Source organism: Actinomyces naeslundii, from assembly GCF_001956585.1.
GTDB classification, from domain to species: Bacteria; Actinomycetota; Actinomycetes; order Actinomycetales; family Actinomycetaceae; genus Actinomyces; species Actinomyces naeslundii.
Genome location: NZ_MSRR01000001.1, coordinates 77,795 through 100,348, shown reverse-complemented (window position 1 = coordinate 100,348; position 22,554 = coordinate 77,795). Strand labels below are relative to the sequence as shown.

General features: G+C 68.8%; 18 protein-coding genes. 3 read left to right on the top strand and 15 right to left on the bottom strand.

Annotation, left to right across the window (positions count from 1 at the left end):
• Window positions 1–168 precede the first annotated feature (168 nt).
• Window positions 169–1,851 (bottom strand): energy-dependent translational throttle protein EttA, encoded by a 1,683-nt coding sequence (gene ettA, locus BKH33_RS00395; RefSeq protein WP_075416364.1) that lies wholly within the window; start codon window positions 1,849–1,851, stop codon window positions 169–171.
• Window positions 1,852–1,942: 91 nt separating this feature from the next.
• On the bottom strand, window positions 1,943–2,086 hold the full coding sequence (locus BKH33_RS13785; protein ID WP_157784465.1) for a hypothetical protein: 144 nt from the start codon (window positions 2,084–2,086) through the stop codon (window positions 1,943–1,945).
• 18 nt (window positions 2,087–2,104) lie between these two features.
• Here BKH33_RS13785 and BKH33_RS00390 point away from each other — a divergent pair, with 18 nt between their 5' ends.
• Entirely contained in the window at window positions 2,105–4,243 is a 2,139-nt protein-coding gene (locus tag BKH33_RS00390) for a methylated-DNA--[protein]-cysteine S-methyltransferase (RefSeq protein WP_338073012.1), read from the top strand.
• Here BKH33_RS00390 and BKH33_RS00385 read toward each other — a convergent pair.
• The 3 genes from BKH33_RS00385 to BKH33_RS00375 all read right to left on the bottom strand — a co-directional run bounded on the left by BKH33_RS00385 (window position 4,182) and on the right by BKH33_RS00375 (window position 7,390).
• Window positions 4,182–4,982, bottom strand: a complete 801-nt coding sequence (locus BKH33_RS00385; protein WP_373692693.1) for a CPBP family glutamic-type intramembrane protease — start codon at window positions 4,980–4,982, stop codon at window positions 4,182–4,184. The genes BKH33_RS00390 and BKH33_RS00385 overlap by 62 nt on opposite strands.
• Before the next feature lie 282 nt (window positions 4,983–5,264).
• Window positions 5,265–6,386 carry a peptide chain release factor 2 gene (gene prfB, locus BKH33_RS00380; protein WP_043539547.1) on the bottom strand — a complete coding sequence of 374 codons (1,122 nt, stop codon included), beginning with the start codon at window positions 6,384–6,386 and terminating at the stop codon, window positions 5,265–5,267.
• A gap of 92 nt (window positions 6,387–6,478) precedes the next feature.
• Complete coding sequence (locus BKH33_RS00375) at window positions 6,479–7,390, bottom strand: LysR family transcriptional regulator (RefSeq protein WP_004564636.1); 912 nt, start codon at window positions 7,388–7,390, stop codon at window positions 6,479–6,481.
• Between the two features lie 72 nt (window positions 7,391–7,462).
• Between BKH33_RS00375 and BKH33_RS00370 the strand changes: the two genes are divergently transcribed.
• Entirely contained in the window at window positions 7,463–7,819 is a 357-nt protein-coding gene (locus BKH33_RS00370; protein WP_043539549.1) for a CBU_0592 family membrane protein, read from the top strand.
• Window positions 7,820–7,896: 77 nt separating this feature from the next.
• Here the strand turns inward: BKH33_RS00370 and BKH33_RS00365 are convergent, their stop codons facing one another.
• From BKH33_RS00365 to BKH33_RS00335, 7 genes are all read right to left on the bottom strand, one after another.
• A complete protein-coding gene (locus BKH33_RS00365; RefSeq protein WP_004564638.1) occupies window positions 7,897–8,403 on the bottom strand; it encodes a hypothetical protein in 507 nt (168 codons plus the stop codon).
• Complete coding sequence (locus BKH33_RS00360) at window positions 8,400–8,762, bottom strand: hypothetical protein (protein WP_232621499.1); 363 nt, start codon at window positions 8,760–8,762, stop codon at window positions 8,400–8,402. Before BKH33_RS00360 ends, BKH33_RS00365 begins: the two co-directional genes overlap by 4 nt.
• A 203-nt stretch (window positions 8,763–8,965) precedes the next feature.
• Entirely contained in the window at window positions 8,966–9,406 is a 441-nt protein-coding gene (locus tag BKH33_RS00355) for a TadE/TadG family type IV pilus assembly protein (RefSeq protein ID WP_171972628.1), read from the bottom strand.
• 31 nt (window positions 9,407–9,437) lie between these two features.
• Window positions 9,438–9,668: a hypothetical protein gene (locus BKH33_RS00350; RefSeq protein WP_004564626.1), complete on the bottom strand. Its 231-nt coding sequence runs from the start codon at window positions 9,666–9,668 to the stop codon at window positions 9,438–9,440.
• A gap of 92 nt (window positions 9,669–9,760) precedes the next feature.
• Window positions 9,761–10,714 carry a type II secretion system F family protein gene (locus BKH33_RS00345; protein WP_004564635.1) on the bottom strand — a complete coding sequence of 318 codons (954 nt, stop codon included), beginning with the start codon at window positions 10,712–10,714 and terminating at the stop codon, window positions 9,761–9,763.
• Window positions 10,711–11,562, bottom strand: a complete 852-nt coding sequence (locus BKH33_RS00340) for a type II secretion system F family protein (RefSeq protein WP_004564628.1) — start codon at window positions 11,560–11,562, stop codon at window positions 10,711–10,713. Before BKH33_RS00340 ends, BKH33_RS00345 begins: the two co-directional genes overlap by 4 nt.
• On the bottom strand, window positions 11,562–12,812 hold the full coding sequence (locus BKH33_RS00335; RefSeq protein ID WP_043539539.1) for a TadA family conjugal transfer-associated ATPase: 1,251 nt from the start codon (window positions 12,810–12,812) through the stop codon (window positions 11,562–11,564). The genes BKH33_RS00340 and BKH33_RS00335 overlap by 1 nt, the downstream gene beginning before the upstream one ends.
• Before the next feature lie 289 nt (window positions 12,813–13,101).
• On the opposite strand from BKH33_RS00335, the gene BKH33_RS00330 reads away from it, so the two are divergent.
• A complete protein-coding gene (locus tag BKH33_RS00330) occupies window positions 13,102–14,421 on the top strand; it encodes a phosphotransferase (RefSeq protein WP_003784057.1) in 1,320 nt (439 codons plus the stop codon).
• Window positions 14,422–14,445: 24 nt separating this feature from the next.
• On the opposite strand, the gene BKH33_RS00325 is transcribed toward BKH33_RS00330, so the two are convergent.
• The 3 genes from BKH33_RS00325 to BKH33_RS00315 form a co-directional block, all read right to left on the bottom strand.
• On the bottom strand, window positions 14,446–15,177 hold the full coding sequence (locus tag BKH33_RS00325; RefSeq protein WP_004564629.1) for a hypothetical protein: 732 nt from the start codon (window positions 15,175–15,177) through the stop codon (window positions 14,446–14,448).
• Between the two features lie 104 nt (window positions 15,178–15,281).
• Window positions 15,282–18,803 carry an ATP-dependent DNA helicase gene (locus BKH33_RS00320; RefSeq protein WP_004564632.1) on the bottom strand — a complete coding sequence of 1,174 codons (3,522 nt, stop codon included), beginning with the start codon at window positions 18,801–18,803 and terminating at the stop codon, window positions 15,282–15,284.
• Window positions 18,800–22,390: a UrvD/REP family ATP-dependent DNA helicase gene (locus BKH33_RS00315; RefSeq protein ID WP_076142422.1), complete on the bottom strand. Its 3,591-nt coding sequence runs from the start codon at window positions 22,388–22,390 to the stop codon at window positions 18,800–18,802. The genes BKH33_RS00320 and BKH33_RS00315 overlap by 4 nt, the downstream gene beginning before the upstream one ends.
• Between the last annotated feature and the right edge of the window lie 164 nt (window positions 22,391–22,554).

The window sequence follows — 22,554 nt, the reverse complement described above, 5'->3', positions numbered from 1 at the left end:
ACCCCTCTTGGTGAATGCCTCCGAGCCCTCGGCTATGACGGCTTCCAGCACCATGACGCGGCACCCTCATTATTCATAGTAGAGACGCCATCCCCTCAGCCAGTCGGCTGAAAGAATGGCGTCTCCGTCTGAGATGGCAGATCGAGCCGGAGCTTGATCACTCGAGGATCAGTCGCGGGTCAGCTTCCGGTAGGTGACCCGGTGGGGGCGGGCCGCCTCGGGTCCGAGGCGCTCGACCTTGTTCTCCTCGTAGGAGGCGAAGTTGCCCTCGAACCAGTACCAGCTGGCCGGATTCTCCTCGGTGCCCTCCCAGGCCAGGATGTGGGTGGCCACGCGGTCGAGGAACCAGCGGTCGTGGGTGATGACCACGGCGCAACCGGGGAACTCCAGCAGGGCGTTCTCCAGCGACCCCAGGGTCTCGACGTCGAGGTCGTTGGTGGGCTCGTCCAGGAGGATGAGGTTACCGCCCTGCTTGAGGGTCAGTGCCAGGTTGAGGCGGTTGCGCTCACCGCCGGAGAGCACACCGGCCGGCTTCTGCTGGTCGGCCCCCTTGAAACCGAAGGAGGCGACGTAGGCACGCGAGGGCATCTCCACGTTACCGACCTGAATGTAGTCCAGCCCGTCGGAAACGACCTCCCACAGCGTCTTCTTCGGATCGATGCCCGCACGGGACTGGTCGACGTAGGAGAGCTTGACGGTCTGGCCGATCTTGAGGTCTCCGCCGTCGAGCGGCTCCAGGCCCACGATGGTCTTGAACAGGGTGGACTTTCCAACGCCGTTGGGGCCGACGACCCCGACGATGCCGTTGCGCGGCAGGGTGAAGGAGAGCCCGTCGATGAGGGTGCGCCCATCGAAGCCCTTGTTGAGGTTGGTGGCCTCCAGGACCTGGTTGCCCAGGCGGGGCCCCGGCGGGATCTGGATCTCCTCGAAGTCGAGCTTACGGGTGCGCTCGGCCTCGGCGGCCATCTCCTCATAGCGGGCCAGACGGGCCTTGGACTTGGCCTGGCGTCCCTTGGCGGAGGATCGCACCCACTCGAGCTCCTCCTTGAGGCGCTTGGCGAGCTTGGCGTCCTTCTTGCCCTGGACCTCGAGGCGCTTCTCCTTGGTCTCCAGGTAGGTGGAGTAGTTGCCCTCGTAGGGGTAGAGGTGGCCGCGGTCGACCTCGGCGATCCACTGGGCGACGTGGTCGAGGAAGTAGCGGTCGTGGGTGACGGCGATGACGGCACCCTGGTAGCTGGCCAGGTGCTGCTCGAGCCAGAGGACGGACTCGGCGTCAAGGTGGTTGGTGGGCTCGTCCAGGAGGAGGAGGTCCGGGGCCTCGAGGAGCAGCTTGCACAGGGCCACGCGGCGGCGCTCACCACCGGAGAGGTGCTTGACCTCGGCGTCCGGCGGGGGGCAGCGCAGGGCGTCCATGGCCTGCTCCAGCTGGGAGTCGAGATCCCAGGCGTTGGCGGCGTCCAAGGCGTCCTGGAGGGTGCCCATCTCCGCCATGAGGGCGTCGAAGTCGGCGTCCGGGTCCGCCATGGCGGCGCTGATCTCGTTGTAGCGGTCCAGCTTGGACTTGATCTCGGCAACGCCCTCCTCGACGTTGCCGAGCACCGTCTTGTCCTCGTTGAGCGGGGGCTCCTGCAGGAGGATGCCGACGCTGTAGCCGGGGGTCAGGCGGGCCTCGCCGTTGGAGGGCTGGTCGATGCCGGCCATGATCTTGAGGATGGACGACTTGCCGGCACCGTTGGGGCCGACCATGCCGATCTTGGCTCCGGGGAGGAAGGCCATGGTGACGTCATCGAGGATGACCTTGTCGCCGTGGGCCTTGCGCGCCTTGATCATCTGGTAGATGTACTCAGCCACTGCTCGTATGCGCCTTTCGTCAGGGTGTGAGCGGAGGTTCTGCGCGACGACAGCGACCGACCGGTCCCGTCCGTGCGCACCGTGGCCAAGCCTAAGGGAGCCCTGGAGCAATGGCGACGACGGCGAAGGTGAGACGGTGCACGCGGATCCGCGGCTCCCCGCTGATGACCGGTCTGGTCTCGAACCAGGCCCCTAGTAGCGAGCCGAGAGGCAGTGCCGCCTGCGACAGAAGCATGTCAACGGCTGGACATCAATGTCCGAAAACGGCCGGACTCCTTACGGCTCCGATGCCATGCTTGGAGCGATTCTGAGGAGGATCATGCCGGATTTGGACAGTGAAGCGCTGTATAGGGCCCTGTTGGCCAAGGACACACGATTCGACGGGCGATTCTTTGTCGGAGTCGCAACGACCGGCATCTACTGCCGTCCGGTGTGCCGGGCGCGGAAACCGCTTGCGGTCAACTGCTCCTTCTACGCCACGGCAGCCGAGGCCGAACAGGCAGGTTTCCGACCGTGCCTGCTGTGTCGGCCCGAGTTGGCACCCGGGTACGCGCCCGTGGACTCCTCAGCGTCACTAGCTCGCGCTGCGGCGCGCTACATCGAGAGGAACTGCGGTGTTCAGGGAAGCCTGACGGACATCGCCCGTCATCTGGGATGCTCCAACCGCCACCTGCGCCGTGTCTTCGAGGACGCTTATCACGTGCGTCCCGTCGAGTACCGCCAGACCTGCAGACTTCTACTGGCCAAGAGCCTTCTGACCGACACGGACCTATCTGTGGTGGACGTGGCCTATTCCGCGGGATTCGGCAGCCTACGCCGCTTCAACGAGGTGTTCCGACATCGATACCGGCTGACGCCCACCGCTTTGCGCAGCCAAGCACGGCTCAGTAGGACCGATGGTGACGCCGTCCAGCTCAGTCTGGGGTACCGTCCCCCATACCGTTGGGACCTCATGCTGAAGTTCCTGGCACGCAGAGCCATCCCCGGCGTCGAGAAGGCCGAGGAGGATCGTTACGCCAGGACGATCCGCCTGCAATCCTCAGGACGTGATCTCACCGGCTGGGTGACCGTGGACAACGACGCTGAGCACAATCGGCTGACGGTGACCGTCTCCGCCTCCCTGCTGCCCGCGCTACCGGTGGTGCTGGATGGGATCAAAAATCTGTTCGATCTCCACTGCGAGCCCGATACCGTGGCTCGCGCACTCACAAGCATGGACGAGTCCGCACTCGGGCCATTCATCCCGGGCATACGCGTACCGGGCTGCTTCGACGCATTCGAAACCGCTGTCCTCGCGGTACTGGGCCAGCAAGTCACGGTCCAGGCGGCCAGAACACTGGCCGGTCGGCTCGTCCAGGCCCTCGGCTCACCCATGGACACCGGAATCGACGGACTGACCACGACCTTCCCCATGGTTCAGGAGCTCCTCAACCTCGACGGTGCGATCGAGCAGCATCTAGGACCACTCGGCATCATCACTGCCCGGGCACGGGCGATTCACGGCCTGGCTGCAATGATGGGGTCTGACACCATCGACGCCTCCTACTGCCCCGACCCTGAAGCCGCAGTTGCTCGATTCATGGAGATCCCGGGCATTGGAGCCTGGACCGCCGGCTACATCGCCATGCGCTGTCTGGCCTGGCCCGACGCATTCCTCGCCACCGACCTGGAGGTCAGGAAGGCGCTGAGAACCCCGTCCCCAGGGAAGATCCTCACCCTGGCCGAACGTTGGAAACCGTGGCGGGCCTATGCCGTCATGCACCTGTGGAACCGGGCAGAAGCAGAATCAGTGTCCGATCACACCACCAAGAGCAAGAAGCGGAACGAGAAGAAGGAAGCGATGCACTACCTCAGCCATTACGAGTCGCCCCTTGGCGCCATGACCATGGCCAGCGATGGCGAGCACCTCACGGGCCTGTGGTTCGACGGTCAGAAGTACGACCGCTCGACGATCGACGACGACGCGGTACTCCAGCCCCGTCTACCTGTTTTCACGCAGACGGCCCAGTGGCTCGACGCCTACTTCGAGGGTGCTGACCCGGGTTTCACTCCGCCGATCAGCATCGAGGGCTCCGACTTCAGGAAGATGGTCACCTCCATCATGCTCTCCATCCCCTTCGGCGCCACCAGCACCTATGCCCGCATCGCCGCCGAGGTTGCCCGGCGTACTGGCAGGAAGCAGATGTCCGCCCAGGCGGTGGGTGGCGCGGTCGGGCACAACCCGATCACTCTCATTGTGCCGTGCCACCGTGTGCTTGCCTCCGACGGGAGCCTGCGCGGCTACGCAGGCGGGGTCGACCGGAAGGAACGTCTCCTGGAGATGGAGGGGGTCAACATGTCCGGTCTGTCAACGCCGCCAGCCGCTGACGACGGCGGTGGAAGGCGAGAATGAGAAGGCCGACCGCGGCCCAGAGTAGGCCTTGGAGCACCCAGGTCACCGAGTCAGCGGGGAGATGCATGGAACCGGACACGAAGTAGTTCACCATATGAAATCCTCCGTGCACTCCGATCGCCGCCCAGGTTGACCCCGATACCAGCCGAACAATCAACGCGGTCACCGCGAAACCGCACGGCAAAACGAGGTATGTGAGGTGCTCGATGAGATTCTGCTGACCTACTTGAGAGAAGAGATGAAGAGCAGTGAATCCGAGGACGCTGGACACTGCTGCAAAACGCGTCTCACCCAACGAGGAGAAGAGCCACCCTCTCCAAATCACCTCCTCAGGAATTCCCTGAAGAAGGAAGGCTATGGAGAAGGGCTCGACGATCATGAGCCACGGTGGACCCTGAGGCGCCGGCCGGTCTCCACCAGCAAGCCCGAGCGCATGAAGCATGCCGGCCACCACAAGGTCCACGACGAGCGCAGCCAGAATCATCCCCACCAGCCAGAGCAGCGCACGCCTGTCGATGCGCAGCCCCACACTGACATGCCGGCCTCGGTCAAGCGTGCGACCCAAGACATAGCACAGGATAAGAGCGAGCACCACCGCCGCCCCATAAATCAACAACACACACGACCCCACCGCGAAGGACTCCAAGAGATCATCGGGATTCTCATGTGCGAGAGCAAAGGACTGGATCGCAGGAATCTGTTTCAACAAGGCCGGCGTGAGCGCGCAGGCGAACATCATCGCAACCGCGATGACAATGCGCAGCACCTTTCCAGTCACGGTCAGACGACGCTCCTGATCCGATTGATATCCGCTGAGATCCGAGGACTCGAGAGACGAGAGTGTTGATGAGACTTCCACCGACCGAGATTTTTCATGTGATGCGCTCATAAAATTCACGGTACGTCTAATATTTTGCGACCTCAATCGCAAGTCAGAGAAACCAGGGGCACATAGAAAAGAAATCAGGGATCCCTCCGGGGGATCCCTGACTCCGGTGACGCTTCTAATGAAGCAAGCCGCTCAGTCCTCGGCCGTTTCCTGCTGCTTGCGCCAGCGGATGCCGGCGTCAATGAAGCCGTCGATGTCGCCGTCGAACACCGAGTCGGGGTTACCGACCTCGAAGTTGGTCCGCAGGTCCTTGACCATCTGGTAGGGGTTGAGGACGTAGGAGCGCATCTGGTCCCCCCAGGAGGCCTTGACGTCCCCGGCGAGCTCCTTCTTCTTGGCGTCCTCCTCCTGCTGCTTGAGCAGGAGGAGTCGCGACTGGAGGACACGCATGGCGGCGGCGCGGTTCTGGATCTGGGACTTCTCATCCTGCATGGAAACCACCAGCCCCGTGGGCAGGTGGGTGATGCGCACGGCGGAGTCGGTGGTGTTGACGCTCTGCCCGCCGGGTCCCGAGGAGCGGAAGACGTCGATGCGGATGTCGGTCTCGGGGATGTCGATGTGGTCGGTGGACTCGATGAGAGGGATGACCTCGACGGCAGCGAAGGAGGTTTGGCGGCGGCCCTGGTTGTCGAAGGGGCTGATGCGCACCAGGCGGTGCGTGCCGCCCTCAACGCTCAGGGTCCCGTAGGCGTAGGGGGCGTGAACCTCGAAGGTGACCGACTTCAGGCCCGCCTCCTCGGCGTAGGAGGTGTTGAGGACCTTGACGGAGTACTCGTGCCGCTCGGCCCAGCGGGTGTACATGCGCAGGAGCATCTCTGCGAAATCGGCTGCGTCCACACCGCCGGCGCCAGAGCGGATGGTGACGACGGCGTCGCGCGGGTCGTACTCGCCGCTCAGCAGCGTACGGATCTCCAGGTCGGAGAGATCCTTGCTGATGGCTGACAGGTCCGCTTCGGCCTCGGCGAGGATCTCGGCGGCGTCCTCACCCTCCTCCTCACCGGCGAGCTCGACCATCGCCTCGAGATCCTCGATGCGCTCCCCCAGGCTCTCGACCCGCTTGAGGTCGGCCTGGGCGTGGGACAGGGCCGAGGTGACCACCTGGGCGGAGTCGGGGTCGTCCCACAGGTCCGGGGCGGACGCCTGCTCGGAGAGCTCGGCGATGCGGGTGCGCAGGGCCTCGGGGTCGGTCACCGCGGCGATGGAGGCGTAGGTGTGTCGGAGTCGTTCGATCTCGGAGGAGAAGTCAGTGGCCACGGAGGCGAGTCTACGGCAGAACGCACCGGGGGCGCCGTCGGGCGGATTCGGCCCGTCACTCCCACCCGCTCCGCGACGCTCGGTCTCGAGCATCACCCCAGCTCGAGGCCTTGGGCCTGGGCGAGCAGCGCCTCGAGCACCGCACGTGTCGCCGGGCCCGGATCGGTGCGGGTCGAGCGATGGCGCACCACCAGCTGGCGCACCCCCAGCCCGGGCAGGCGCACGACGCTCAGCTCGTCGGGCAGAAGCCCGGAGTAGACGGACAGCTCGGGCAGAAGCGCACAGCCCAGTCCCTGGCTGACCATGGCCAGGACGACGTCGTAGTCGTAGGCGACATGCCGCATCGTCAACGGCGTCCCCAGCTGGCGCTCCAGACGGTCCAGGGCGAAGGCTCCCGCAGTTCCGGGAGCCAGGTCGATCCAGGTGGCCCGAACCAGGTCCGCCAGAGTGGAGGGGGCGGCCTGCTCGGCCGGGACGACGACGAGCCAGGACTCGTCGAGCAGCGGGACATCGGTCATTCCTCGGGGCGCAGCGGGCAGGGAGTGCTCGTCGCGCTCGATGAGGACCAGGTCGAGCTCGCCGCGGCGCAGCCGGGACAGGGCGCTGCGCTCCTCGACCTCCTCGACGATGACCTCCAGCTCCGGACTGGTGGTTGCCAGTGAGGACAGCAGGGGCAGCAGAAGCGCACGGACCGCGGAGGCGAAGCTGCCCACCCGCACCACGCCGGAGGGGATGGAGTCGTCCAGGTCGGCCAACTCACGACGCACCGTGGTCAGCTCGTCCTCAATGCGCTCGGCCGCGTCCGCCAGGACCTTCCCGGCGACTGTGAGCACGGCTCCGGCGGGCGTGCGGTCCAGGACCCGGGTGCCGCACTCGCGTTCCAGAAGGCGAATCTGCTGGGAGACGGCGGACGGCGTGATGTGAAGGATATCTGCCGCTGCGACGACTCCTCCGGCCCTGTGGACGGCCAATAAAACCGAAAGCCGCTGGGGAAGAACTTGCATGAAGTAAATCTACATCCCTTATGCAGATAGATGCGATTGACCTTCATCGAGGAGCGCCCAAGAATCATCCCCGTGAACGACGTGCTCTCCTCCCTCATCTCTCTCGGCGGCTGGATCGGTGCCGCTGAGCTCCTCGTGGCCTACTTCCTGGTATCCAAGGGCACGATCGCGGGCGATTCACTGAAGTACCAGGCCCTCAACATCACCGGTTCCGTGCTGCTGACGATCAACTGCGCGAGCTCCGGCGCCTGGCCCAGCGTCATCGCCAACACCTTCTACCTGCTGGTGGGCATCAACATCCTGTTCACGGTGAAGCGGGCCTACATCGCCCAGCTCTCGCGCCGGCAGGGTGAGGAGCTGCGGGCTCGGGTGCACGGGTTCCGGCGCCCCTCCCCCACCGTCTCAGCAGGCTTCGTCGAGCAGGCCTGACAGTACCCGCTCCGCCAGCCCCCTCCCGTCGACAACCAACCATCCACCAGTTTTCCGACGCAGTGAGTCCTGAAGGCTCACTGCGTCGTCGTCATGCGGGCCGATCCGGTGGCGGTGATGGTGAAGCCCTCGGCCGGGATGATCCCCCAGGGCAGGAAGGGCGGGTGGGAGCGGGCCTGCAACGTCACCACGGCGGTCCGACTGTCGGCGGCGCGGGCGCTGACGACGGTGATCCCCGTCAGCCTGGCAGCAGCGGGCTGGGCCGACACGTCTGCAGCCGCATGGCTTCGCACCTCCGCATCGGTCAGAGCGCCCGGCGCCGTATCTGTTCCGTCGCCCCCGTAGTACGGGTGCGCATCCATGCTCTGCGCCCCGGCGGCTGCGGCCGAGTCCGCGAGCGACGTGAGGGTCTTGAGGTCGAGGTAGACCGCTGTGGCCGATGCGGCGACGAAGAGCAGCGCGAAGACGACACAGATGAGTCCAACCCCCAGCAGCAGCGTCTGTCCACCCTCCTCGCGGCGCAGGCGGCGCGCCAGCGCCCGTGCGCCACGAAGAACCTCGCCGGGCTTCAGTCTCCTGCTCACTGCTCCTCCTCACCCGGCAGGGTGATGGCCCGTTCGGCGTCAACGACGACGACGTCGCGACCGATCCCCAGGGAGGCGAAGCCCGGCAGGTCCACGCCGACAGCCACCTTGACGATCGCAGCCTGCCCTCGGGCACAACCGTGGTCACAGGTGACTGACAAGGAACGGTCCGGGTCGGCCTCGACCCCCTGATCAGACAAGGACAGGCCCATCGCCACCCGGGCCTTGTCCATGGCCGACGGGGAGTCGTCGACCTCGAGGACCCGACTGGAGGCATCGGCCGCTGAGGCAACGGCGAAGCTCGTCGCCTGGATCTGGGCCAGCGAGATCACGAGGTAGAGGACGGGCACCACGAGCACGGCGCTCCACCCGATGAACTCGACGATCGCGTTGCCCTCCTCCCGACGCGCGAGCCCCCAGGACTTCCGGGCGACACTCCCGAGAATGTCTCGGAGCCCTCGCGAAGCCCGTCTCCCCCACCGAAAGATCGCGGCGACCCGATTCGCCGCCGACGGCCGTGGGGCAGGTGGACGTCTGCGAGTCTTGGGGACAATCATGGCGATCACCCCTGTTCACTCTCCCGGACGAGTGAGGACTCGTCGACCGCGTGTCCCTGCACCTTCATCGTCCCTCCGGGGCCGAACAGCCCCAGAACCGGAAAGGGCGCAGTCGCCGTCACCTCAACGATCGTCAGGTCGCCGGAAGGAACTCGAGAGACGGTCACGGTGTTCACGTAGCCGCGACGCAGCGCGGCGTCGGACAGGGCCTGCACCCGTTGCCGAGCCTCAGCCTCGGTGCCTCCTACCAGAGCGGCCCGGCGGGCCCCGTCGCCGGCGGCGTCAGTGAGGACGTTGCGCGCGTAGACACCCAGTGCGACCTGGAGGAGCGCGACGAACACGATGACGACGAGGGCACCCACCATGACGAACTCGACGACCGCGGATCCGGACTCGTCCCGGACGCTCAGACGGCTCGGGCACAACCGGAAGCCTGCGCGGTTCATGCACGGAACCGAGACGCTACGGCCGATCCGTTCAGATCGCACTCGTCACCTTCGCGATGGCGTTGAGGAACACCTCGGTCAGTGTGCTGCCGGCGACTGTCCACAGGGCCACCACCAGACCAGCGGTCATGAGGGTCACCAGGACCCAGCCGGGGACATCACCACGCTCGTCCCGCAGATCGATCCGTGATGGGCGGATGATCCTCCACGTCCTGGATCCTGGACGAGACGACTGCGACAGGGCGAGAACAATGCGCTTCATGACTGCTCCTTGTTGACGGATGGGAATCTGATCGGAGGGACGAGGGAGGGGAGGGTCCGGGAGACGGAAGAGACGAGGACGACGGACGTGCCTCACACCCCCAGTCTCAGGACGAGCAGCCCCGGGAAGAGAGCGAAGACGACCGTGATGGGCAGGACGAGGAAGACCACGGGGACCATCTGGGCGATCTCACGTCTGCCGCCCTCCTCCATGAGGTCCTGACGCGCCGTCTCCCGCGCGTCCTTGGCCTGGGAGCGCAGGACATCGGCCAGAGGCGTGCCACGTTCAAGGGCGACGATGATCGCCTCGCACAGGCGGGTGACGTGGATGGAGCCGATTCGTCTCTCCAGCCGATCCAGGGCGGTGGACAGGACGGTGCCGGAACGAACATCGGTCAGGGTCGTGTCCAGCTCGTCGACAAGATCTCCTTGTCCAAGGACGACAACACGTTCGATGGCGGCCACCGGCCCCTGACCGGCTCCGACAGCCAGGGCGAGGAGCTCGACGACGTCGGGCAGCTGGGCCTCGATCCGCGCCAACCGCTTTGAGACGGCCCGGCTGAGCCACCAGTCCCGGGCCGCCGCACCGACCACGACGGCCATGAGGGACAGGACGATGAGCGCGGGCACGTTGACGGACCTGATAAGGGCCGCCAGTCCCCCAGCCGCAAGGGCGAGCAGGAGCGCCGTCGTGGACCACAGAACCTGCTGGAGGCGGAACTGATCGAGCCCGAGAGACGAGCCGGAACGCGCCAGCCGCCGTCGGACCGAGTCTGCCGATGACCCCAGGGAGTCCAGTATCCGCCCGAGGCTGAGGACCTCTGCGATGGAGGCCGCGAGCAGACCGACGACGGTGCGTCCGTCTGAGGCCGGCCCCGCCGAGGCGGTCAGAAGCCCAGAGGTCGTGGGACGCCGGTGGACGTACGGCTCCAGCCTGGCCATGAGTGTGGGACGACGTCGCCGGACCGCCGAGATGATGGTCAGGATCCCCACGGCACCCACCAGGCCCGCCAGTCCGCCGGCGAACGTGACGTTCATCGGGGTCATCGCAGAGTCCTCTCCTCCTCGGGAAGGCGCCCCAGGCGCAGCATGAGCCGGTAGGCGATCACCGAGACGACGGCGCCGACCAGAAGGATGAGGGCGCCGGTGGCGGTGGCGTATGCGGCCGCCGCCTGGGGCCGGGTGGACAGCAGCGCCAGGACGAGCCACGGGGCGGCGACCGCGACCTTGGCGCCGTTGACGGTCCAGGACTGTCGCGCCTCGAGCTCCCCACGGGTACGCATGTCCTCACGCAGCATCTGAGACAAGGAGCGCAGGAGCGTTCCCAGGTCCGTACCACCAACCTCGTGGGCCAGGCGCAGGGCCTCGACGATCCGATCCGCAACAGGGTCGGCGAAGCGGGCCTTGAGACGATCCAAGGCGCTGTCGAAGCGGGCGGAGGCGGCGTAGTCGGTGGCAAAGGCCCGGAACTGGGGGCGGACCGCTTCCGGGCCGCGTTCACCGAGGTTGGTCAGGGCCTCTGGCAAGCTCATGCCCGCACGGACGCCCGAGACGAGGGTGTCGACGGCCTCGGGCCATACCTGGCGCAGACGAGTGCGGCGGCTGCGCGCCCGCGAGGAGATGATAAGGAAGGGAATCGCGGTGAAGATGACGGCGAAGGACAGCGCGACCGGCCAGGCCCGTGAGGTTCCCAGAAAGACCAGGCCGATGAGCAGCCCCAGACCGATCGATCCCACGACGAACATGGTGGGGCTGGTGCGACCGGCGCCGGCCTGGACCAGGATGTCCGCCAGGAGACGCGAGCGCCTTGAGCGCCACTGGGGCGGATCGGAGGTGCATGCCAGCCAGATGAGCAGAAGCCCCACGCCTGCGAGAAGTCCCGCGACAGCACCCATCAGTACGCTCCCTTGCTGTTGTCGGAGTGGGAGCTCAGCAGAGCGGCGAGATCGTGTCCGGCCCGACCGAAGCGCTCGGCGCCGCTGGGAGCACCCGCGCCCCGGACGAGATTGCCGCTGTGGTCACGGTGAAAGACGTCGGAGGTCTCGATGACGCCGTTCTCGACCCGGCCGGACAGGGCGGCAACCTCCCTGACGGTGCGCCGCCCGTCCCGGTCCAGGTCGAGGTGGACGACCAGGTCGATGGCGCTGGCCACGGTCGGGACCACGAAGTCGCTGGAGACGTTCTCCCCTGCCAGCAACGGAAGCGTGCAGATCTTGATGACGGCCTCCCGCGCGGAGTTGGCGTGCAGGGTGCACATTGAGGACAGTCCGGAGTTCATCGCGAGGAGCAGGTCGAGGGCCTCGGCCTCACGCACCTCTCCGATGATGAGGCGGTCGGGACGCATGCGCAGTGCCTCCTTGACCAGTCGGCGCAGACTGATCTCACCAACGCCCTCGAGGTTGGGCGGACGGGTCTGCATCGCCACGCAGTCCCGGTTGCGCAGGGCCAGCTCGAAGACCTCCTCGCAGGAGATGACCCGCTGCCCTCCCGGGATGGCTCCGGCAAGCGCCCTCACCATCGTGGTCTTCCCGGCCTGGGTGGCTCCCGAGACCAGGATGTTGAGGCCGGACTGCACGGAGGCGTCCAGGAAGGCCGCGACCTGGCTGGTCATCGAGCCCATGCGCACCAGGTCGCTGGTGCGCGAGGCACGGGAGGTGTGCTTACGGATGTTCACGGCCCAGTGCTGGGAGGTGATCGGCGGGATGACGACATGAAGTCGCTGTCCTCCGGCCAGCTGGGCGTCGACGAAGGGGCTGGACAGGTCCAGGCGGCGCCCGGAGGCACGCAGCATCCGCTCGACCAGAACGGCGAGGTCCTCACTCTCCAGGATCGTGGTGGTCAGCTCCGGGCGCCCGGAGCGGGCGATGAAGACACGACCGGGGGCGTTGACCCAGATCTCCTCGATGGACTCGTCGTCGAGGTAGCTCTGGAGCGGCCCCAGGCCCGCCATGGAGTCCAGCACGTGGGAGCGGGCTCCAGCCGGGTCAATGAGTGGCGGCACGAGTCCGGCGTCGGAACGGCGCAGGTAGTCGTCCTCGGCGTCGGTGACGAGCTGCTCGAGGGCGGAGGTGTCCTTGAGCGGGTCGATTCCGCGAGCGCGGACCAGCTCGCGCACCTCCGCGAGGAGGAGATCGGCGGCGTCCATGGTGCCTCTCAGTGACGTGAATTGATGAGAACGGGATGAGTGAGGACGTGTGCGGGCCGCGCTGGGGATCGGCGCTACCCTCTCAGCCACCGAGCACTTGGTGACCGTCATCACGGAGAAACTCTAGGACACCTGATCGCAAAACGACCACCACCTCGGTAAACCCTGTGGATAACTCGGACGTTGTTGCACATTCATCGGTTCACTGTCCAGCGAATTCGGCGTTTGCCGCCAGCGGACGGGCGCGGCTGTCCTGCAAGACATAGGACCTGTCGCCTACGGTTGGACCATGTCACAGCCTCCGCAGTCCCCGGACGCCCCCGGCAGCACCGATGTCAACGGCCGCGTCGACAGACTCACCGATGAGGCGGCCTCCGACGTCGAGCACGCTGAGGCTCCGACGGCCGGCGATGAGGACTGCAACCAGCAACAGGCTGAGCACTCCGATCAGCGATCCGACGAGCACGACGAGGACTATCGTGCGCCCGTGGTCGTGGCCCCGCTGCCGGGGGCCTCGGCCGAGCCGCCGCAGAGCAGCACGCCGGCCCCACAGGCCCAGCCCGCCGAGACTCCTCGTCCTCATCACTCCGCACTCTCACTGGCCGCCATGGCGAGCGTCGCCGTCGCCGGTCTCAACCCGGCCCGCCTGGCGCTACCGCAGTCCGAGACCCCCGAACGGCACATCATCGGCGTCATCGACACCCAGGGCCGCCACTGGGAGGTTCATGAGGCGCGCACCGACGCCGTCGGCGCCTCTCTGGAGGCCGAGGCCGAGGTGCTGCGCCGCATCGGCAGGGTCGTCGATGACGGGCGGCTCTCCTTCAACGTGCCCCGGGCTGCCGGCTCCCTGCGCCAGCAGGGCGCCCACATCCAGGTCCGCTCGCACGTGGAGGGCAAGCCGATCCCGATCGAGGCGCTCCGCCCGGGGCCGGGGATGTCCGCAGGACTGGGCAAGGCCCTCGGCGAGATCCATGAGCTGGAGATGTCGGTGATCTCTGAGGCGGGGATGCCGGTCTACGACGCCGAGGAGGTACGCCGGCGCTGGCTGAGCCTGCTGGACGACGCCGCCGCGACGGGCAGGACTCCACCGGAGCTGCTGGGGCGCTGGGAGCAGGCGCTGGAGGACACTGCCCTGTGGCGCTTCCGCCCCACCGTGGTCCACGGCGACCTCGCCGAGGAGAACGTGCTGGTGGCCGGCGGCACGGTGGTGGCCGTACGCGGCTGGACTCAGGCGCACGTGGGTGACCCGGCCGAGGACCTGGCCTGGGTGTACTCCTCGGCGCCGGTGGACTGCCTGGACTCCATCGAGGACGCCTACGACATCGCGCGCACCGAGGGCGTCGACCGGCACCTGCGCGAGCGGGCCGAGCTGGTCAGTGAGCTCAGCCTGGCGCGCTGGCTGCTGCACGGGGTGCGAACCGGGGACAAGCCGGTCATCAACGACGCGGTGGCAATGCTGGAGGACCTGGCCGCCCAGGTGGGTGACGCCCCGCTGGTGGAGCCGGCCACGCCCCGGCTGGCGCCGGTGCCCGGGGAGCGTGAGCCCGCGGAGCCCGACGCGGTCACCAACCCGGTGGCGATGGTTCGCGTCGACGATGAGGACGACTGACCCCGCCTCCCGCCTCGATCGGGGTCAGGTCAGAGGGTTGCGGCTCATGAGTACCAGGAAGGCGCCGGCCCACACCAGGTTGACGATGTTGAACAGTGCCCCGTCCAGCAGCGGTTTGCCGGGGTAGGGCAGACGGGTCAGGGCGTACCACGGCAGGGCCTGCACCGGCGGGGTCAGGATCAGTGACCATCGGGGGAAGGCGGTGGCCCCGGAGCCCAGAGCGATGCAGACAAGGACCCACCCCAGCGCCGTCAGCCCGATGGCGGGGATCCAGGCCTGCATGAGGAAGCGGTAGAGCCTGCGGGCATGCGCCAGGGCGGCAGGATCGGGCGCTTCGCCGTCCTGGTCTCCCTGACTCATCGTCTTGGCCGACACGTAGGTCCGGTAGGCCGCGTGCGCGCGCTCCGAGGCCAGCGCGAGTGGGTAGAAGGAGGCGTGGGCCAGGGGTGAGAGGCTGAACCCGATGCCGAGCAGCAGCACTCCCACCGTCCCGACCGGCGATCCGCGCAGCAGCACCCAGTGCGCGTAGAGGCCGGCGAGCATGAGCGGGACGGAGTAGTTGGCTACCAACGCGCCCCATCGCAGGCGGGGCTCGTTGATGCGCGGGTAGAAGGCGTAGGCGTCGTCTCCCATGAGATCGATGAAATCGCCGTGCTCGCTCCGGTCGGGCCGATGAAAACCGACGATGAGCGCGTCACCGAGGATCCAGCACAAGGAGCTGATGAGGAAGGCGACGATCGACCAGGTCACCAGCATGCGGGGTCTCCTTGCAACGTCGGACGCGAAGCGCGAGTGCGCGGACCGTGAGTGGCTCCGCGTCTGAACGAGACGGCGAGCCCCAGGCAGTCCTGAAGGTGACGTTAGCCCGGATGCTCAGGCGGGGGAAGAGGCGTCATCTCGTCGGATGGGAGCCCCGGTGTCAGGGCCGACTCGATCCGGTCGAGGCTGAGCAGACCGGCCGCGGCGAGCTCGGCGACACGTCCCCCGGGGTAGTCGACATACACGTAGGCGGCACGCACCGAGCCAGCGGAGACCCCCTGGGAAGCCGCCCAGGCGTGGACGTAGACGCTGAGCTGGTCCACCGGGACCTGGCGGCGTCCGGTCTTCCAGTCGACGATGAGCCATCCGGACCCGTCCAGGCGGCGGAAGACGGCGTCCATGCGGCAGCGCAGGGTGGTGGCACCGATGGTGATCTCCCGGTCGATCTCGGTGTCGACAAGAACGTAGTCGTCCAGGAGCGCCAGGTTCTCAACCGTCCCCAGCCAGCGCTCAACACGTTGCCGGTCCTGAGGGTCGAGGTTGTCGGGAACGCCGGCCTCCCCCAGCCCGAACAGGGTGCCGCGAGCGCTCAGGAGCTGGGCGACGGCGTCGTGGAAGACGGTTCCGAGCCGGCCCGCGGCGCGGGGCTCGGGCGGAAGCGGCCGACGCAGGTCGAGGGCGAATCGCCGACGGTCGGCGCGCAGGTCGTCCAGGCGGGTGGCGGCCAGGTGCTCGGGCAGGCGGACAGTGGGGGTGGCCGACGTCGCTCGGGCGCGCTCGGCCAGGAGAAGGTCTGTCTCCAGCCGCCAGCGTCGCAGTGTGTCATCACTCGCCTCCGGTTCATGGCCGGGGCTCGTGGACGCAGCCCTGACGGGAGTCGGCTCTGTGAGCAGCTCGGTGGGGCTCGCCTCGCTCATGGCGGCGGCGACCTGGGCGGCGGCCGCCTGCCGGGCTCGGCGCAGCGCGGCAGCCCGGTCCGTATCCGCTCCCCCGTCGTCGTGCGATTGCCCGTTTCCCAGCGCCTGAGCGCCCGGTGTCTCCGTCTGTCCGGCGTCCAGGGGCCAGGTGCCCACCTGGGTCAGGGCGGTCAGGGGGTTGGGTCGGGACTCATCGAAGTCGACCCATCCGTCTGCGTAGGGGACCAGGAGGTCGCGCCGGCGGAGCTCGGTGAGGAAGCGTGAGGGCCGGCGGGGCTTGGAGGCGGTCTTGGACAGGTGGGAGCCGGTCAGGAGGAGATCGTGGCGGGCCCGGGTGAAGGCGACGTAGGCCAGGCGGCGCTCCTCGCGCAGGCTCTGGCGTCCCAGGGCCTCCTTGTAGGCGGTCATCGTCTCGGTCAGGAGGGGCTTGTCCGTAACGGCCGGGCTGAGGTCGCCGACGGTGAAGGGGGGAAGGTCGTCGGCGTCGGCCCGCAGAGGGAAGGGGAAGATCGAGGTGCTCCCCATCCAGCCGGTCTCCACCACGCGCAGGTCCTCCTTGACGCTGCTGGTGTAGGAGGGGAAGACCTGCTCGTCCATGCCGGGCACGGCGACGGCGTCCCACTCCAGTCCCTTGGCAGCGTGGACGGTCAGGAGCTGGACCGCCCCGGGCGTGGGGTCGACCTCGGGGGCGCTCATGGCGTCCTCATGCTCCTCGGCGGCGTCGAGCCACTCCAGGAAACCGGTAGGCGTCGGGGTGTCGGTGTCCGTGGCGTAGCCGAGGGCCGTCGCCTGGAAGGAGTCGAGGGCGCGGTGGCCCATCGGGTCGTCGACCCTGGCGGCGATCTCGATGTCGAGACCGAGGGCCTGCTCGGCCAGCGCGACGAGGTCGGGAAGAGGCAGGGCCAGGGCCTCCCGGACGCGCCTGATCGCTCGGGCGGTGCGCAGCGCGACCGCCAGCCCCGCCGGGGTCAGGCCCTGGGAAGCAGCGGCCGTGGCCCCCTCCGCCCCGTCGTCGTGCCATCGCAGCAGGGCGTCCAGGGCCTCGCTGAGCAACGGTGAGTCGACCTGGTCGCCGCTGCCGTCCGCGCCGTCCCGGGTGCTCTGCGTGCTCCGTGCAGGTGGTCGGAGGAGATCACGGGCCAGGCCCGCCAGGGCGTGCAGATCGCTGGCGCCGATGCCGAAGCCGGTCAGGAGCCTGACCACCCGGTCCCCGCGCTCTGGGTCCGTGGCGGCAGTCAGCAGGGCGCGGACGTCGGCGACCTCGGGGACGTAGAGCATTCCTCCCAGGCCGACGATCGTGTAGGGCAGACCGGTCCTCTCCAGCTCGGCGGCGATGGGTTCCATCTGCGCCCGGGTCCGGCACAGAACGGCCATCTCGGCGTCGGGAGACCAGCGCTCGGCGAGGAAGGCGGCGACGGTACGGGCCTCCTCGGCGGGGTCCTGGAGGAAGGCCCCGTGCACAGTCCCGGGCTTCAGCCCGAAGGCGACGGGCCGGGCCCGCAGGGGGGCGACGGCGATGTGCTCCCCCACCGGGTCCCCGTCCTGCACGACGCCGGAGCGCAGCGGCTCGGAGACGGCGTTGGCGACGTCGAGGATGGCGGAGTCGTTGCGCCAGGAGGTCGACAGCTCCAGGACGGGGGCGGCGTCGGCCGGTGGTATCCCGGAGGCGAGGCGGGCGGTGCCACTGGGGTTGAAGCGCTGGTGGAAGGTGTCCAGGGCTCCGGCGCTCGCCCCGCGCCATCCGTAGATGGCCTGGTGGGGGTCGCCGACGGCAGTCACCCCGGAGTCGGCGAAGAGTGCGGACAGGAAGCGGACCTGGGCGACCGAGGTGTCCTGGAACTCGTCGAGCAGGACGGCGGGGTACTGCGCCCTCACCTGGGCGGCCGCCTCGGGAACGGACTCGGCGATGGTGCAGGCCAGGGCGATCTGGTCCCCGAAGTCGAGGAGGCCGTGGCTGCGCTTGTAGTCGTGCAGCTCGGCGACGACGTCGAGCAGGGCCTCCCACTCGGTCATGACGGCCGGCGCCTTGCCGACCAGGGTCTTGCAGCCCTTGATGGCGGCCAGGGCGGTGAACTGCTCGCTCAGGTCGGCCAGGTCCTTGGCGGCCTCGTCAATGGTCAGCAGGTTCTGGCTCAGGGCATCGACCAGGACCAGGACGGCACTCGTGTTGTGGATGAGGCTCTCGTTGGGAAGCGGGAGGGTGCGGGCCTCGAGCAGGGAGGTGACGATCTGCCACGAGCGGGCCTGGGTGATGAGGGCGGAGTCGGGGTCGATGCCGATGCGCAGGCCGTGGTCGCGCACCAGGGTGCCGGCGAAGGAGTTGTAGGTGGCGATCATCGGCTCACCGACATCGGTGGCATCGGCAGTATCGGCGCCAGTCCCGTCAGTCTCCGGCGCGGTGACCGGGAGCAGGCCGGCGGCGCCGAGGCTGACCAGGCGGGAGGCGACGCGCTGGTCCAGCTCGGCAGTGGCCTTTCGGGTGAAGGTCAGTCCGAGGACCTGGTCGGGGCGGACCTGCCCGGTGGCGACCAGGTAGACGACCCGCTGGGCCATGGTGGCGGTCTTGCCCGAGCCGGCTCCGGCGACGACCAGGAGCGGGCTGAGTCGGTGAGCGATGACGCGCGACTGCTCCTCGGTGGGGGTGTGGATACCTAGCGCCTCCGCCAGGGTCTGCGGGGTGAGCTCGCGAGCTCTGGTGGGGGTCATGAGACGACTCTCCTTCCCTCGACCTGGACGGGGCAGGAGTCCTTGACCATGCAGGTGCGGCAGTGCTCGCCGGTGCGGGCCTGGAGCAGGGGTCCTGAACCGGCTATGGCCGCGCCGGCCACGAGGTCCTCGGCCCAGTAGTCCTCGGAGACCTCGGCCGCTGCGCTCGCGTCCCCGTCTCTGGGCTCGTCCCCGGACCTGTCCGCCGGTTCGAGGGCTGCGGGACTGGGGTCGAGCGCGGCGCCCGGCGGGGCCAGGACGTAGCCGTCACCGGATCGCTTGGAGGGCTCCTTACCCAGGAGCACGAGGGCTCCGCCCAGGACATGGTGACCTTGTGACGCCAGGGCGAGCCGGTAGGCGGCCAGCTGGGGGTGGCGCTGGACGTCCTTGGGGACGCGCTGCCCGGTCTTGAGATCCATGACGCGCACACCGTTGTTCCCGTCTGGGTGGTCCTCATCCTGTTGCTCGTAGCCGCCCAGGTGCTCGAGCCGGTCGATGCGTCCGGAGATCGTGACGGGGACGGCGTCGAGTCCAGCTGCACGGATCCGGGCCCCGGCCCGGTCTCGAAGCTCGGGGCTGAGGAGCCGCACGGGGATGTCGACGTCGGCGCGAACGGGCTGCTCGACGTCGGCGCGAATACCCAGGGCGTCGCAGTCACTCAGGTAGGCGTCGAGGCGCTCGATCATGGCGCGGGCGCGGTCGGAGGCCAGGCCTCCCAGCCAGGTGTCGGGATAGCCGAGGCCGCCCAGACGTTCCTCGAAGGCCGCCTTCAGGGCAGGGCCGCGCAGGTGCTCCTTCTCCGCCCGCTCGGCGATCTCGTGGATGAGACTGCCCAGGGCCTGGGCGTCGCTGGCGGGGACCGAGCCGCCGTTGCGGCTCAGGAACCACTTGAGGGGGCAGGCGGCCAGGCCCTCAACGTCGGAGGGGCTGACTCGTATCCGCTCCCCCTCGGCGACGAGAGGGCTGGTAGAGGTGGGGCCTGCCGCACCGATCCAGGTGACGGGGTCGGCGCCGGGAACGTCCCGGCGAGCGAGATCGGCCAGCAGCTCGACGGCGACCTGGCCGCGCCGGCGCTCATCGGCGGTGGCCGTCTCCAGGTTCCCGGCGACAGCCGCGCGGCGCAGCTCCCCCACCAGGCCGCGCAGGGTGAGGTCTCCGGTGTCGGGGCTGAGGAGGGGGGCGCCGTCGGCATCGGTCAGGGCGATCCCGGCGCTCTGGGCGATCTCCGTCAGAAAGGGTGAGGGGGCGTGCTCGGCGTCAGCGGCGGCGGTCAGCAGAAGGCGTCTGGTGGCGCGGGAGAGGGCCATGATGAGCATGCGGCGCTCGTCGGCGCGCACCTGTGCCCGCGCGGCGGCGACGGCGCCGCTGCCGCCGGCCCCGTCCCCCGACGCGGTGACACCTGCCGCCAAACGGTCGGTGACCGCGTCGACGAGGAGGCCGGTGCGGGTCAGGGAGTCCCTCAGGCGCAGGTCCGGCCAGCGGTCCCGCTCCAGCCCGGTGACCACGACGAGCTCCCACTCCTGGCCGGCGCAACGAGCCGGGGTCATCACGGCGACGCCCTCCGGGCGCCGGCCCTGGGGGGCGACGGAGTCCGAGGGCAGGACCTCGGCGTCGAGCTCGCTCAGGAAGGTGGACGCGTCCTGGCCCGGATGACGCTCGGCCCAGACCTCAGCGCGCTTGAAGAGGGTCGTGACGACGTCGAGGTCGTGCTCGGCGGCCTCGGACAGGAGCGAGCGCACGGAGCTTCCGGAGGGCTGCAGGGCGACGGCCCGCCAGGCCTCGGCCCGGTCGGAGGCGTGCCAGGCGGCCCAGAGCAGGGCCTCGACATCGCGAGGGGCATCGGCAGGCAGTCCCCCGACGGCAGCGCGCAGTGCCTCAATGATCCGGGCGGCGGTGAGGAGCCGATCCGCCTGGGCGCCCAGCGGCTCCCCGTCCAGGGACCGGGCGAAGGCGGAGGCCTGATCGGTATCGGCCAGCAGGGACAGGAGGGCGGCATCGGCACCGGTTCGAGAAGCGGTCCTGGTGGTGGCCTCGGTGGAGACGCCGGGCTCACTGGGCTCGGCCCCGCTGACACTCGCGACCGCGGCCTCCGGGTCCTGGCGCAGCCTGCGGCGCAGCCGGCGCAGGTCCATGGTGGTCAGCCCCACCAGGGGGCTGGTGAGGAGGTTGATGGCGGCCTCACGCTGAGGCGGTTCGCCGCACCCACCGAGCTGGTCGCGGATGGCGGCGCGCACGATGTCCAGGAGCGCGGCGGCCGCCGGTTCTGCGCGCAGCAGCACCGCGGGCGTGCGGGAGGCCAGGGGAACGCCCCGCCGACGCAGGTCCCTGGCGAGTGACTCGGCGTCGGCGGCGCTGCGGACGATGACCGCCATCTGCGACCAGGCAGTGCCGTGATGGACGTGCTCGAGCCTGAGAGCCCGGGCGACGTGTGCACGTTCCTGCCAGGCGGAGGAGGCCAGGATCGCCTCGACACCGGTCGGCGCCGTCACCCGGTCCGCGTCAGGCGCCCCGGAGCCGCGCGAGGCCGAGGTACGGGGGACCAAGTACGCCTGCCGGTGGGCCGCCGTGCCGGTCACCGGGACCCGGGCGCTCTGGTCGGCGACCACCGCCGCGATCGCCGGTTCGCCCCGGTAGCGGGTAGTCAGCCGCAGGCGGCTGGCTCCGAGGCCCGTGTGGTCCTCGGCGGCGACGAGCAGGCTGGGCGTGCCGCCGCGGAAGGTCTCGACCGCGACATCGGGGTCTCCCAGTACCGCGATCTGCGCCCGGTGCCCGTCGGGGTCCGGGGCGGCCAAGGCCGTCAGGAGCCTGGCGGTGGCGGCCGTGCAGTCCTGGTAGTCGTCGACGATGATGAGATCGGGGACGGGTCGGGGGACGGTGACGGCGTCGGAGTTCCAGGATCCCAGGGCTTCCACGGCTCGGTCCTGGAGACGGGCGGTGTCCATCTTGCGGGTCTGCGCCCTGCGCTCGGCACTGGTCCGGCCCTGCGCGTCCCACGTGCGCAGAAGCTGGGCGGCCGGCCCCCAGATGGGGACGTTGAGCCGGCGCCCCAGCTCGGCCAGCTCATCGGCGGTGACGCCGAGCTCCCCAGCACGTGCCAGGAGGTTGCGCAGCTCGGAACGGAAGGCCCTCGAGCCGGTCGCCTCGACCGGGAGCCCCGGCCAGCTGATGGCGCTGATCATCGAGGCCAGGACGGAGTCCTCCTCCGCACCGGCCAGAAGAACCGGGGGAGGCAACGGGTCGGGCCGCCTGGTCAGAGAGGTGGTCAGGATCGTCAGGGCCAGGGCGGCCGGGGTGCGGACCCGTACGACGCCATCGCCATGGCCCTCGCGCAGCAGGTGGGCGGCTCGCCCCCGCAGCCAGTCCGCACGCGTGCGGGTGGGTGCGAGCAGAACGGCGTCCCGGCCGCCTGCGACCGCCTCGGCCAGCAGCCTCAGGGCCAGAGACGTCTTACCGGTCCCGGGAGCCCCCAGGACGACGACGTTGGACCCATCAGCCACGCGATCCAGGACCCGCTGCCCATCGGCGTCAGCGGCGGGGAGCTCGGGCGCCTCGGGGGGCGGAAGGAGACGGACGGGGTCCTGGAGCATGGGACCATCTCACCACGGGTCACCGACAGGAACGCGCACCGTTAAAGGATCGTCACCGACAACCGCCCCCTCAGCGCCGAGAAACCGGCGGGTCGCCTGTCCGCGTGGCGCGAAACGGCGCGGTGCCGGGGGTAATCGGACCTCTGGCGCGCCCGGGCGCCTCT

Coding starts and splice junctions, on each gene's coding strand:
- BKH33_RS13785 (WP_157784465.1), bottom strand. CDS start 2,086: ATGCTTCTGTCGCAGGCGGCACTGCCTCTCGGCTCGCTACTAGGGGCC.
- BKH33_RS00390 (WP_338073012.1), top strand. CDS start 2,105: ATGTCCGAAAACGGCCGGACTCCTTACGGCTCCGATGCCATGCTTGGA.
- BKH33_RS00385 (WP_373692693.1), bottom strand. CDS start 4,982: ATGATGTTCGCCTGCGCGCTCACGCCGGCCTTGTTGAAACAGATTCCT.
- BKH33_RS00375 (WP_004564636.1), bottom strand. CDS start 7,390: ATGCAAGTTCTTCCCCAGCGGCTTTCGGTTTTATTGGCCGTCCACAGG.
- BKH33_RS00355 (WP_171972628.1), bottom strand. CDS start 9,406: ATGAACCGCGCAGGCTTCCGGTTGTGCCCGAGCCGTCTGAGCGTCCGG.
- BKH33_RS00350 (WP_004564626.1), bottom strand. CDS start 9,668: ATGAAGCGCATTGTTCTCGCCCTGTCGCAGTCGTCTCGTCCAGGATCC.
- BKH33_RS00345 (WP_004564635.1), bottom strand. CDS start 10,714: ATGACCCCGATGAACGTCACGTTCGCCGGCGGACTGGCGGGCCTGGTG.
- BKH33_RS00340 (WP_004564628.1), bottom strand. CDS start 11,562: ATGGGTGCTGTCGCGGGACTTCTCGCAGGCGTGGGGCTTCTGCTCATC.
- BKH33_RS00335 (WP_043539539.1), bottom strand. CDS start 12,812: ATGGACGCCGCCGATCTCCTCCTCGCGGAGGTGCGCGAGCTGGTCCGC.
- BKH33_RS00330 (WP_003784057.1), top strand. CDS start 13,102: ATGTCACAGCCTCCGCAGTCCCCGGACGCCCCCGGCAGCACCGATGTC.
- BKH33_RS00325 (WP_004564629.1), bottom strand. CDS start 15,177: ATGCTGGTGACCTGGTCGATCGTCGCCTTCCTCATCAGCTCCTTGTGC.
- BKH33_RS00320 (WP_004564632.1), bottom strand. CDS start 18,803: ATGACCCCCACCAGAGCTCGCGAGCTCACCCCGCAGACCCTGGCGGAG.
- BKH33_RS00315 (WP_076142422.1), bottom strand. CDS start 22,390: ATGCTCCAGGACCCCGTCCGTCTCCTTCCGCCCCCCGAGGCGCCCGAG.